A 13,755-nucleotide genomic window follows, 5' to 3' on the forward strand; every position below is an offset into this window, starting at 1 on the left:
CAAGGAATATAGAATGACTGTTATGAATCGTCTCAGAACATACGCTTATGAAAAATAATACCGTAAACGAATAAGCCAAATCCCGTTCCGGAATATACGCATACGTCCCTATATTCATTTTCAGACACACTTCTCCCGTTGCAGCTTACAGCCGCCTGCCAGTAACTGTGCAGTTAAGTGGGAAAATCAGTGTGCTTACTTCATCGGACGTATGGTTACCTTCCTTTTCATGGGATACTTACTTGCAGTCAGTATAGCAGATCACAGCACATTTGCAAATAACCCGCGTTATTTTCCAAATACCAAAGTTGTATTGGACGAACCTGCATATTTCGTTACAAACTCTTTAGTATATTCAGGAGTCTGAACCTGATAGCTATAGTTTTTGCTTGGATTCCAGCTGGTTACACGCGATTTTTGGTTGTTGATGGCGGGAAAACTTCCCACATCTTTAAACTCGCCATTGGCTTTATCATCAAGAATACCGCCCTTTTCACTACCTTTTCCAAAGTAGTTGTACTCAGAATAGATTCTTGCATTCGTAGCAATGGTGTAAGCAAGCTGGAAATTATTAATATAATTATTTTTAACATGAAAATATCCATATCTCATAAGCCCTGGGCCACGTACAAGTAAGTTTTCAAAGTAATTATTGGCGATCGTGATATGGGGCATGCCATCATAATTTTTATTGCCATCATCAGGGTATCCCAAAATGAGACCATATTTATGATTAGCAAATTTGGAGTTACTAATGGTTACATAATCAGCCGATTGGCCTATGTACAAAAGTTTGTCCAGATCCGAGCCATTCGCATTATAACTGTGACCTGCAAATGTAACATGATCAATCCAATAATTTGTACCTGCAGTGAGATAAAGTTGGATGTCATCGTTACCGTTAATGTTGGCACTGTGCTCAAAAGTTAAATTTTGAAAGATCACATTTCCCGAATTATTTGTTGTTTTCAAATGAATGTTAACCAGCTTGTGTTGCGCGTAAGAACCAATGAGTGATTTGTTGGAACCAATGTTAACCACGGTTTTAGAGGAGGCAGAGATATTTTTTTCGATTACCAGAATTTTAGGAGTTGAATCCCCTAACTGGTTTTTCAAATCGTTTAGATTATTGATATAAATGACCTGACCGCCTTTCCCCCCCGTTGTGGCAGGCTTTGCAGCTCCATTTTCACTTTTAGCCTGTCCGGCAAAACCAGTCATTCCATTCGTCGACGTATTTGGAAAATCAGCAGCGGCGAACGTAGAACTTGCTGAAAAAGTAAACAGCATCAAAGTTAATGCTAAAAACAGAGAAGAAATTTTCCTCATTGCAGCTACACCATCCTTTTTTAAGTTAAATCCCGACAATGCGACTATACTTATTTTTTAGTAATTGGTAAATAGTTCTTTTTATCTGTTTATTTATAGCATCTAAGCTAAATATTTTATATTTTATTTTGTGTAGCAATGTAAAAATAGTTCGTAAGAACGCAAAAAGCCGTGATACCCCGTCGGCACCCCGGCTATAATGCATTTATCTAGCTCCAAACAAAACAAAAACCCTTGCGTCACAAGGGTTTCGAACTTTTTAAAACAGTAAGCGGGTGATGGGAATCGAACCCACGCTATCAGCTTGGAAGGCTGAAGTTCTACCATTGAACTACACCCGCATTTTATAACATCTCGATTCTTATGTATGACACGCTTAACCTATCGTCAACCAGCTGAATCAGGATGTTATTTAGTATAACTTACCTTTCAGCAAAATGCAAGCATACTACATACTATCCTGAGCCAGCCAATTCATAGGTTTACGTAAAAACAATTTTTCAAAAACTTCTGCAGGAATGGGGCGACTAAAGTAATATCCCTGACCCTCATGACAATCCTGTGCCTGCAAAAAATGAAGCTGCTCCTCATTTTCCACTCCTTCAGCCGTAACCTTCAGCTTCAAATGGTGAGCCATGGAGGCAATAGTAGATACAATTGCCGCATTTTTGCTGTCGACCAGTACCTCATTTACAAAGGAACGGTCAATTTTTAGACGATCAATCGGGAGATTCTTCAAATAATGCAATGAGCTATAGCCAGTTCCAAAATCATCAATACTGATTGCGACACCAATAGCCTTTATTTTTTTCAACTGTTCAAAGGCCCGATCCTTATCAAAGGTCATACTTTCGGTAATCTCAAGCTCTAGATAGCGTGCTTCAAGTTCCGTATAGGTCAAAATGCCCCGAATGACATCCACCAGCTTTTTTTGCTGAAATTGGCGCATGGATAAATTGACCGAAATCGGGATGGGTGGGTACCCGAGCTCCTGCCATTGCTTATTTTGCAGACAGGCCTCCCTTAATACCCATTCCCCCAAGGGCACAATTAAACCACTTTCTTCAGCCACCGGAATAAAATCGCCCGGCATCACCATCCCACGATGAGGATGATTCCATCGCACCAGCGCCTCCAAACTCGTTAGCTCGCCACTTTGCAGGTGGACACGTGGTTGATATACCAATGAAAATTCCTCATTTTCAAGCGCTCGCCGCAGATCATTTTCCAGCTGGAGTCTTTCATGCGCTCGCATCTGCATCGCGCTAGCATACCGCTGAAAATTCACTCCCTGCTCTTTGGCACTATGGACAGCCGTATCCGCCTGCTGAATAAGCTGTTCGCTCTGATTCGCATCCAACGGGTATAAAGCTATACCAACGCTCACCATCACATGATAGGATTCGCCATTAATATCGAAAGGCTGATCGAACAGCTTCACCATATCATCAATACGATTTCTCATAGCATCTGTATCTTCGTATCCCGTTAGAAGAAAGGCAAATTCATCTCCGCCCATGCTAAAGACTGCTTCCCCTTCACGGCTAAAATGCCCCAAGCGTTCGCCTACCGCATACAGCAAATAATTCCCTGCCATATGTCCAAGCGAGTCATTAATCGCCTTGAAACGATCAATATTTAGCACTAAAAGCGCTACTGTCTCATCCGATTTCAATGATTTGCGCAATATTTTATCTAAGCGTTGGGAAAGGCGACGACGATTGGGGAGTCCTGTTATATCATCATTATAGGCAATGTGATTAAACTCAGATTCTGCTGCTTGCTTTTCACGATAAGGAACCAGAACCATCAACCGAACCAGCCCGCTCAACATATTATAAAATGCTACCGCGTTGGTCAAAAGTCCCAAAAGGTGATTAATATCGCTCATTTGCTCAGAAAATAAATAGAACAACTGACTCACAACACACAGCCCAATCCCACGAACAATAAGCAACATGCCCAACTCCGCCGGGCGGGCTTTCCGATATTTTCGCACCCCGAAAATAAAAGTGAGCACAAGCAGTAACATGACAGCCAGATTTAATGTCCAGCCTAAGTTGCCTATTTCGTATCGTATACGTAGATCCGGTAAGTCTGCACCAAATGTCTTAATAACTCCTAGAATCAGCAAAGTGCAGCCTATCCCTGCCCACAAAGCCACTGTCTTGTATTCAGACTTCGTCTTGCTAAACGGGAGGAAACAAACACATAAGAGCAAGACAGAAGTAACGGCACGATTTACAAATAGCAGCCATAACGAAATGCCCGGAGACAAAGCAAAGTCCGTCAGGCTTACGAAACTAAACGAAACAATATGAACAAGGTAAAGCAGACCAGCCACCAAAAACGTCGGGGCAATAAAAAGTCTCTGCAAGGATAACTGTTCCAGTAAAACGGACCAGGACTGATAAAAAATAGAAAAACAAATCGCAGCACAGGAAAATCCTACAATCGGATATAACAAGAAAAAAACATTATGGGAGTATATCTTATTCAAAGTTACGTGAAATAACTGAACCAAGACAAACAAAACTATCGAAGCAATGCCGATACCTATCGTTTTTTTTACTTCCAGCCGTATACTCATTCAGCCTCTTCAGCCCCCTGCATATCGGAGATTCCGATCATCTAAGACGTTTGACAGCTTTGGAAGCCGTTGTTTAAGTCTATAGTATCAAAAATAATGTTGTATTCTGGTATATAATAGCATTTAATCTGTGAAAGGTGAATCATTTTTTTGTCTTAAATTCATGAATTCATTTTCGCATTTACGCAAATAACCGAGCTTACAGCACCAAAAAAGCGCATCATCTTGTCAGATTATGCGCTTCAGACAACCTTTTCCAAAAAGGTGATACCTATACCCCAACGCTGCACAACATAAAAGAAATAGTATGTACAGGACCCCTCTGCGAAAACCTCCCCATATTAAACTACAGGAAGCGTGATTTTGAATTGTGTGCCACTTCCATGTTTACTGTCTACATGTATGAAGCCTCCGTGATTTTTGATAATTCGATAGCTCACAGCCAATCCCAATCCGGTTCCACTTTCTTTTGTTGTAAAAAAAGGATCAAATAAACGCGCCAATGTATTGTGATCCATACCTAATCCGTTATCTTCAATACAAATGTGGACATAATTACCCTCAAGCACTGTATGGATATCGATGAAGCCCTCTCGTTCCCCACTGATGCTTTCAATGGCATCCATCGCATTTTTAATCATATTGAGGATAACCTGCTTAATCTGCTTCACATCAATGGAAACCTTCATGAGCTCATCATTTTCGTCCAATGCAATCTGGCAACCCTTCATTAATGCTTCGCTTTCTGTCAGCATCACTACCTCTTTCAGCAAGCCCATCACAGATACAGCTGTTTTTTGCGGAGCCGAAGGCTTGGACGAATTTAAGAACTCATAAATAATGTCGTTCGCACGATCAATCTCTGTTAATATAATGCGGGCATACTCGTCCCTGCCCAACTCCACCAAATGTGGCCGAAGCAATTGAATAAAGCCCCGAATTGCGGTAAGCGGGTTACGGATTTCATGGGCGATAGAGGCAGAGATGCGTCCCAGCATCGCCAGCTTATCGTTTTGATACGCCGTCTGCTCAATCTGCTTATAATCCGACACATCCTTGACGCTAAACAAAAAATCCCCATCCATCTGATCACCATAGGTCACTGTTATCAACCAATGCCGACCATACTCATCAATCAACTCGTGATAGCGCTTTCTATGAAAGATAGTTTCTTTATAAATCCGCATGATTTTCTTCTTCTTAAACCGACTTAACTCAGGATGATGCAAAATTTGCATCAAATTGCGACCTGCTAGCGAACTCCGTGGTAGCTCCAGCAATTTCGCCATTTGCACGTTAATAAAGGTCAGTACCCCGTCACTGTCAAACAGCATGATACCACTATCCAGGTTCTCCAGCACATTTTCATACTTGTTATTGGCGATCTGTGTGGAAGGACAAGCTCCCACGGTATCAAGCAAGGCTTCTTGGAATTCACTGATCATGCCAGGCTTCCCCCTTGTTTCGGAATGACAAACTGGCCGTTTCGGACGCGTAATAATCTTGAAGAAGAGAAAGGCATCTATCGACTACCCTTCAATGATGTAGAAAACAGTTTCACAGAAATCCGACCATCTCTTTCCAATTCGAGTCTTATTTTATGATAGACAAGATTAAGGATCGCAGTCAATCGGAAAAAGTGTCGAATCCAAATTTTTATCCTGTTTTCTTTCGTCATAATATCTGCGCAACATTACCAAAATGAAAGATTACGTTAGGAACAAGCGCCCTACACACCAAAGAAGCTCTCCAGAATTGAGAGCTTCTTTGGTGTGTAGGATGTCAACTGCCGCTCTTATTATGTTGAAGTCGGGATCGTCTTTGGCTCATAACGGCCAGTCTTCTCTTAAGCTCTCCCTGCCATTTTTCATCATTCATCTGTTTGGCTACCATCAATAAATCCAGAGATATGTCAATTTGACGCTTCACAATTTCAAAGGCATCTTCACTTTCACGATTCACACAATTTTCAAATATCGTATCATCGTCTTCCATGACATAATCCTGAAAATCAATCTCGGTTGCCCCATCTCCATGTGCATATTCAGCCAGAATTTCATACTCATTTTCGACTTTATAATGAACTTCAATGCGACGACATACCGGGCAAAACAGCAAAGGAACATTATGAACTTGGGTGCGGTAATGCTTCAGCGTTCCCTTGGTTCCTACCATGCTTGCTCCACAGCAATAACTCATCCGGGCTCAGCCTCCTCTGAACAAAACCTGTTCTGCCTTGTTTATCTTCTACAATACCTTATTCGCTTTCATCAGGCAAAATTCCTCCAGAACACAACAACATTTCCATAATTATTTGTTACTTCACTCTATATTGTCTTATTTAAACAGGATATCCTCACATCTTGCGCTGGCACAGAGCAGACAAGCAAGCCCCCAATAACGGCAGAGTAACCGCTAGTTGGGGGCTTGCTTGTTTAATTTCAACTTGTGAAGCTTATATTACAGATTTTGATCGCCTGGTTTCCAGTTCATTGGGCACAAGCCACCGGATTGCAAAGCTTGCAGCACACGCAAAGTTTCTTCCACACTGCGGCCTACGTCGTTGTGGTTAACCACTTGATATTTCAATTCGCCTTCTGGATCAATGATGAACAAGCCGCGCAATGCAACGCCTTCTTCTTCGATCAGAACGCCATAATCGCTCGCTGTTTTCTTCGTGATGTCAGAAGCCAATGGGAAGTTCAGTTTGCCCAGACCATTGTTTTCTTTAGCTGTGTTGATCCATGCTTTGTGGCTGTGCACGGAGTCTACACTGATACCCAGAATTTCAGTATCCAGCTCTTTGAATTGGTCAGCAGCATCGCTCAACGCTGTAATTTCCGTAGGGCACACAAAAGTGAAATCCAGTGGATAGAAGAAAAATACGAGCCACTTGCCACGGTAATCGGAAAGCTTCACCGAACCAAATTCTTGACCGTCTCCAGTCACTGTTTCCAATGCAAAATCAGGGGCGGGTCTTCCTACCAATCTTTCTGCCATAATAATGAAATCCTCCTTTAAAATATGTAAGAAAAACACCGAATGTGTTTTCCTCAATCATCTGTATTGTAATGAACAACTTACTTGATAAATGTTATCATTCGCTGAAATCAAAGTCAATATTATAACCATTACTTTTTTATAATTATTTTAAACTAGCTTAAAAATTCACGCTTTATTCACATTTTGAACTTTTGAATATACAAGTAGCTCCTGATTGCTCAGGAGCTACTGTGCTAAACATTTGTCGAAAAGGCTGTACTGTATAACCTTACTATATAATAGGAAGCTTTTTTTCAGAACAGGTGATTTGCGGAGCTTTTAACGAATAGCTGCTGCGATCAGATCTCCCATTTGAGTTGTCGAGATCGCTTGAGATTTATCCACCGCAATATCCGCCGTACGGTGCCCTGCATCCAATACCTCAGCTACCGCTTTCTCAATGGCATCAGCTGCCTTCTCGTACCCGAAGGTGAGGCGGAACATCAAAGCAACGGACAAAATCGTTGCAATGGGATTCGCCAGCCCTTGACCTGCAATGTCAGGCGCCGAGCCATGTACCGGCTCGTATAGGCCGAAGCTGCCTTCTCCAAGTGATGCGGAGGAGAGCATGCCGATGGATCCGGTCAGCATAGCCGCTTCATCACTGAGAATGTCACCAAACATATTTTCCGTCACGATGACGTCAAAGCTAGATGGACGACGCAGCAATTGCATGGCGCAATTATCAACCAATACATGCTCCAGCTCGACATCCGGGTAGTCTACAGCAACCCGGTTAACGACTTCACGCCATAAACGGGAGGTTTCCAGTACATTAGCCTTATCCACCGATGCTAGTTTCTTGCGACGTTTTTGTGCAATTTCGAAAGATTGGCGCACTATACGCTCTACTTCTGTTACATTATATGCACAAGTATCGACTGCTTCCTCACCCTGAGGACTTTCTCGTCTGAACTTCTCACCGAAATAAATGCCGCCCGTCAGTTCGCGCACCACGATCAGGTCCGTTCCTTCCAACACTTCCGGTTTCAATGTAGATGCGTCCTTGAGACAGTCAAAGACGACAGCAGGACGAAGATTCGAAAACAGACCGAGCTCTTTACGAATGCCCAGCAGTCCAGTTTCAGGACGAAGCTCCTTTGGATTGTTGTCCCATTGTGGTCCTCCTACCGCTCCCAGCAGAACGGCATCTGCAGATTGACATACTGCCAGTGTTTCTTCCGGCAATGGTGTGCCCTTCTTATCAATCGCAATCCCGCCGAACAGCGCATGCTCCGTTTCAAATGAAAGGCCGAACACTTCTTCCGTACGTTTCAAAATTTTCTCTGCCTCTGCGACCACTTCAGGTCCAATTCCATCTCCCGCTATTACCGCAATCTTTTTAACGTCTGCCATCACGTACACTCCTCTTGTTATACAGCTATACAACCGTATTTTTCATACCTTCTTTGTAACATACATGGCAGGACTTTGACCAAGATATAGAATCTATCAATTCAATAGGCACAGCCTATAAGTTGATTTTTTCATCAGAGAAAAAGAAAACAGGACCGGAAATATCCGATCCTGTATATATCCAACTCTTAAGTCTGCATAAAATTAAGATTTATAATCTACGCGATTACTGTAATTTTTACGCTTGTCGATCAAACCATTTAGCGCATCTACGTAAGCCCGAGCACTTGCTTCCAGAATATCGGTACTTACCCCGCGTCCCTGCACAGACAGTCCGTTTTGCGTCAGCACTACATGGACTTCACCCAGGGCGTCCTTACCATGGGTAACTGACTTGATGGAGTAATCTGAAAGTACAACGCTTTCGCTGCTGGCTTGGTCAATCGCATTGTAGATCGCATCGACTGAACCATTTCCTTCAGCTTCTGTCTCGATAACCTGACCTTCATCGTTAACCAGACGCACTTGTGCGGAAGGCGTAGCTTTGTTTCCATAGGTAACAAAAATCGTTTCCAGCTTGAAAACTTCAGGTGCATCGGCCAATTTTTCTTCCAGCAATGCCAAAATATCATCGTCCGAAACTTCCTTCTTCTTATCAGCCAGATCCTTGAACTGCCCAAAAGCGCGATTCAGATCTTCTTCGTTCAATTCGTAGCCCAACTCGATCAAACGCTCACGGAAAGCATGCCGTCCTGAATGCTTGCCCAGTACCAGCTTGCTTTCTTTCAGACCGATACTTTCTGGTGTCATGATTTCATAAGTCGTTTTCTCTTTCAACATGCCGTCTTGATGAATACCTGATTCGTGCGCAAAAGCATTGGCTCCAACAATCGCCTTGTTGCCCGGCACTACCATCCCCGTCAAACGGCTAACCAAACGGCTTGTGCGCGCAATTTCAGACAATTGCAGAGATGTTTTGGCCTGAAAAAATTCTTGTCTCGTCTCCAGTGCCATGGCGATTTCCTCAATGGCCGTGTTTCCAGCGCGTTCACCAATACCGTTAATGGTTCCCTCGATCTGATCCGCACCGTTCAGGATGGCAGCGAGTGTATTAGCAGTAGCCATTCCCAGGTCATTGTGGCAATGTGCACTCAATTGAATCTTCTCCACATCGACCACATTTTCCTTAATGTGTTTGAATATATTCCCATACTCGTAGGGTGTCAAGTAACCTACCGTATCTGGAATGTTGACAACAGAAGCCCCTTCTTGTACAGCCATGGTGACCATTTCAACCACAAAATCAAGCTCTGTACGACCTGCATCCTCCAAAGAAAACTCCACTTTAGGCAAATATTTCAACCCATAGCGTATGGCAGCACGAGCAGTTTCCAATACCTGTGCCTTCTCCATCCGCAGCTTATGCTGACGGTGAATAGGAGAAGTTGCCAAAAAGATATGGATACACGGGTCCTGAGCTCCCTTGAGTGCCTCGCGAACCGCATCAATATCCTGTTCCCTTGCACGCGAAAGACCAATAACCGTCGAATTTTTCACAGCTTTTGCTACTGCATTAACAGCCGCCAGATCACCCGGAGAAGCAGCCGGGAACCCAGCCTCCATACGATCGATTCCCAGCTTCTCCAACTGATGAGCGATCTCCACTTTCTCACGAGTATTCAAGTTCACGCCAGGTGACTGTTCTCCGTCTCTCAACGTTGTGTCAAATATATATATTTTGCGCAACCTAACGCACCTCCTCAGGATTAGGACCCTTAAATTACAATGCGGCTCACGCAATAAGCAGGGCCGCATTGTAATTAATATTTATAAATAATTCATGTTGTCGAGTTCATAGTACAAAAGATTATTACTTTTTGATCCAATGCATCATTTCACGCAATTGTCCGCCCACCACTTCAATCGGATGGTTAGCCTCATTACGACGAGTAGCCGTCAGGAATGCACGTCCAGATTGATTTTCAAGGATGAAGTCACGAGCAAATTTACCTTGTTGAATGTCAGTCAATACATCCTTCATGGCTTTCTTCGTATCTTCCGTTACCACGCGTGGTCCAGTTACATAATCGCCATATTCCGCTGTATTACTGATGGAATCACGCATCGTTGCCAATCCACCTTCATACATCAGGTCAACGATCAGCTTAAGCTCATGCAAGCATTCAAAGTATGCCATCTCAGGAGCATATCCTGCTTCAGTCAATGTTTCAAAGCCCGCTTTTACGAGTGCGCTCACGCCGCCACACAATACCGCCTGCTCACCGAACAGATCCGTCTCCGTTTCTTCACGGAAGGAGGTTTCAATTACGCCCGCACGTGTACAGCCAATGCCTTTTGCGTATGCAAGACCGATTTCTTTGGCTTGACCCGTTGCGTCCTGCTCAATTGCGATCAACCCCGGTACTCCAAACCCTTCTACATAGGTACGACGTACCATATGTCCTGGGGATTTTGGAGCAACCAGCAATACATCGCTATCTTTAGGAGCTACGATTTGTCCAAAATGAACGTTGAAACCATGGGAGAACAAAAGAGCTGCGCCTTTTTTCAGGTTAGGTTCAATTTCATTTTTGTACACAGAAGCTTGAGTTTCATCAGGTAACAAAATTTGAACCACATCTGCACGGCTTGTTGCATCAGCTACGTTCAGAACTTCAAAACCGTCGTTTCTTGCGACATCAGCTGATTTGCCTTCACGCAAACCAATAACAACATTCACACCACTGTCACGCAAGTTTTGTGCTTGAGCATGTCCTTGGCTACCGTAACCAATAACGGCCACTGTCTTTCCTTTCAATACGCTGAGTTCTGCATCTTTTTCGTAGTACGTTGTAACTGCCATGGTTAATTTCCTCCTTTTAATTGGACCCTTCATAATGAGCGGGTACCCCAAGAGACTTTCCCTCGTGCTCAGTATCCAAAAATCTCTTCGAGCCCCCGCTCTTATGCGGGCGGTTCTTTATTGATGTAATGCGCTATAAGCGGTAATTCGTTAAAGCTTCATATTAAGCATTGCCACGTATCATAGCTGTAACCCCGGTTCGAGTCAACTCCCGAATACCGTAAGGCTTCAACAACTCGATCATGGCATCAATTTTTTCTGTATCGCCAATGACCTGTACGATCAAGCTCGTCGTTCCAACATCAATTACAGCTGCTCTGAATGTTTCTACCACACCCATGATCTCTGGCCGCTGAGGCGGTTCTGCCTTTACCTTTATCATCGCCAATTCCCGAGCTACCATCGGCTTGGAACTGAGATCGATGACCTTGATCACATCAACCAGCTTGTAAAGCTGCTTTTCAATCTGCTCCAAGTTGTTCTCATCCCCTACAGTCACAATGACCATACGGGATAATCCAACTTCTTCCGATTGTCCCACAGTTATGCTCTCAATGTTAAAGCCTCGGCGACCGAACAGGCCGGACACACGTTGCAAAACGCCGGGTTGATCATTTACCAGTACAGCAATGGTATTTTTTGTTGTCATTTTACTCGTCCCCCATCAGCATTTGATCAATTGTCGAACCTTGCGTCACCATCGGATATACATTCTCTTCCTTGCTGACTACAAACTCGACAACGACCGGTCCGGGTGTATCAAGCGCCTCCTGCCAAGCCCGACGTGCCTCTTCCTTATTCGTAGCACGCAGTCCTTTAACTCCGTATGCTTCGGCAAGTTTCACAAAATCCGGACTTCCAGCCAGGTCAATGTGACTATACCGATTGTTATAGATCAATTCCTGCCATTGACGAACCATTCCAAGAACCTGGTTGTTGATAATTACGATTTTAACCGGAATGTTATTGATTGCACAGATGGCTAATTCCTGCGAACACATCTGCATACCGCCGTCCCCGTTAATCGATATTACCAATCTGTCGGGATTGGCCATCTGAGCACCGATTGCAGAAGGGAAACCAAATCCCATCGTACCGAGTCCACCAGAGGTGACCCATGAACGTGGCTGATTGAATTTGTAATACTGTGCTGCCCACATTTGATGCTGTCCCACGTCCGTCGTTACGATTGCGCCGCCCTTGGTAGTTTCATCCAACAACTCAACAACCCATTGTGGTTTAAGCACTGTTTCAGAATCCTTATATGAATAAGGTTTCTCTTTCTTCCAATGCTGAATTTGCGCTCTCCATGCATCAGCTCGATCCGCACGTTTCACATCCTGATTCAGCAATTCCAGCACTGCCTTCACGTCACCCACGATAGGAATATCTGCTGCAACATTTTTTCCAATTTCAGCAGGGTCGATATCAATGTGGACGATTTTAGCTTGAGGAGCAAACCCATCCAACTTGCCTGTTACCCGATCATCGAAGCGGGCTCCGATACAGATCAACAGATCTGACTGTTGAATCGCTTGATTGGAGGTGTATGTTCCATGCATCCCCGGCATCCCCGTCCACAGTTCATGTCCACTTGGGAAACCACCCAATCCGAGCAATGTTGTCGTAATAGGAATTTCCGTTTTACGAACAAACTCGTAAAGTGCTTCATGTCCACCGGAGTATACAACTCCTCCACCAGCCAGAATGAATGGACGTTCTGCTTCGGAAATAGCTTGAGTTAGCTTGTCTAGTTGAATTTTGTTGGGTATCACTTTCGGGTTATAACCCCGCATGGTCACAGGTTCTGTTTGTGGAACAAACAACGTCTGGGCTGCAGAAATATCCTTCGGAATATCAATCAGCACCGGTCCCTTGCGCCCTGTGTTGGCAATATGAAATGCCTCATGGATGATTCGCGGCAGATCCTCCACATCTCTTACCAGATAGCTGTGCTTCGTAATCGGCATTGTAATTCCCGTGATATCGGCTTCCTGGAAAGCATCCGTACCGATCAGGGAAGATATAACGTTACCCGTGATGACCACTAACGGCACCGAATCCATAAAAGCCGTCGCAATACCAGTTACCAGGTTTGTCGCTCCAGGTCCGGAAGTGGCGATACAGACACCCACTTTACCGCTCGCCCGTGCATAACCATCTGCCGCATGAATAGCTCCTTGCTCATGACGAGTGAGGACATGCTTGAAATCCTTAAAGCCATACATGGCATCATAGATATAAAGCACTGCACCACCAGGATATCCGAAGACACAATCTACTCCCTCCAGCAACAGGCTACGGAGTAAAATTTCCGAACCTGTAATCACTTCAGGCTTCATCCACTTTTCACGTAATTCATTGGTTGACCTAACTTCAGGAATTTGTGCACTCATTGGTCATCCTCCTTTACAAAATTTACATACATCTGACATTTGTAAAAACAAAAAAACCTTTCATCCCTAGAACAGACTTGCTGTTACTGAGGGACGAAAGGCTGTAGCTTCCGTGGTACCACCCGTGTTTGCCCGATATTTCGCAATATCGAACCTTGGCAGGTACAGAAATCACAAAG

Annotated in this window: 10 protein-coding genes and 1 tRNA gene; all 11 read right to left on the reverse strand. The window is 43.9% G+C overall.

Features of this window, described 5'->3' with window-relative positions:
* Positions 1–288: 288 nt before the first annotated feature.
* Complete coding sequence (locus ACL9RM_RS17470; RefSeq protein ID WP_231109407.1) at positions 289–1,290, reverse strand: polysaccharide lyase family 1 protein; 1,002 nt, start codon at positions 1,288–1,290, stop codon at positions 289–291.
* A gap of 309 nt (positions 1,291–1,599) precedes the next feature.
* Positions 1,600–1,670, reverse strand: a tRNA-Gly gene (locus ACL9RM_RS17475).
* 107 nt (positions 1,671–1,777) lie between these two features.
* Positions 1,778–3,919 carry a bifunctional diguanylate cyclase/phosphodiesterase gene (locus ACL9RM_RS17480; protein WP_322162686.1) on the reverse strand — a complete coding sequence of 714 codons (2,142 nt, stop codon included), beginning with the start codon at positions 3,917–3,919 and terminating at the stop codon, positions 1,778–1,780.
* A 341-nt stretch (positions 3,920–4,260) separates the two neighbouring features.
* Entirely contained in the window at positions 4,261–5,364 is a 1,104-nt protein-coding gene (locus ACL9RM_RS17485) for an ATP-binding protein (RefSeq protein ID WP_061829128.1), read from the reverse strand.
* A gap of 337 nt (positions 5,365–5,701) precedes the next feature.
* Positions 5,702–6,118: a hypothetical protein gene (locus tag ACL9RM_RS17490; RefSeq protein ID WP_013309391.1), complete on the reverse strand. Its 417-nt coding sequence runs from the start codon at positions 6,116–6,118 to the stop codon at positions 5,702–5,704.
* 261 nt (positions 6,119–6,379) lie between these two features.
* Positions 6,380–6,919 (reverse strand): peroxiredoxin, encoded by a 540-nt coding sequence (locus ACL9RM_RS17495; RefSeq protein ID WP_023987763.1) that lies wholly within the window; start codon positions 6,917–6,919, stop codon positions 6,380–6,382.
* A gap of 321 nt (positions 6,920–7,240) precedes the next feature.
* Positions 7,241–8,317: a 3-isopropylmalate dehydrogenase gene (gene leuB, locus ACL9RM_RS17500; RefSeq protein ID WP_076158045.1), complete on the reverse strand. Its 1,077-nt coding sequence runs from the start codon at positions 8,315–8,317 to the stop codon at positions 7,241–7,243.
* Positions 8,318–8,521: 204 nt separating this feature from the next.
* A complete protein-coding gene (locus ACL9RM_RS17505) occupies positions 8,522–10,063 on the reverse strand; it encodes a 2-isopropylmalate synthase (protein ID WP_025724101.1) in 1,542 nt (513 codons plus the stop codon).
* A 124-nt stretch (positions 10,064–10,187) separates the two neighbouring features.
* Positions 10,188–11,180: a ketol-acid reductoisomerase gene (ilvC, locus tag ACL9RM_RS17510; protein ID WP_013309387.1), complete on the reverse strand. Its 993-nt coding sequence runs from the start codon at positions 11,178–11,180 to the stop codon at positions 10,188–10,190.
* Between the two features lie 163 nt (positions 11,181–11,343).
* Positions 11,344–11,829 carry an acetolactate synthase small subunit gene (ilvN, locus tag ACL9RM_RS17515; RefSeq protein ID WP_023987760.1) on the reverse strand — a complete coding sequence of 162 codons (486 nt, stop codon included), beginning with the start codon at positions 11,827–11,829 and terminating at the stop codon, positions 11,344–11,346.
* 1 nt (position 11,830) lies between these two features.
* Complete coding sequence (gene ilvB, locus ACL9RM_RS17520) at positions 11,831–13,576, reverse strand: biosynthetic-type acetolactate synthase large subunit (protein WP_061829126.1); 1,746 nt, start codon at positions 13,574–13,576, stop codon at positions 11,831–11,833.
* Between the last annotated feature and the right edge of the window lie 179 nt (positions 13,577–13,755).

Origin of the sequence: Paenibacillus sp. S29 (assembly GCF_049319765.1) — a bacterium.
Taxonomy (GTDB): Bacteria; Bacillota; Bacilli; order Paenibacillales; family Paenibacillaceae; genus Paenibacillus; species Paenibacillus polymyxa_B.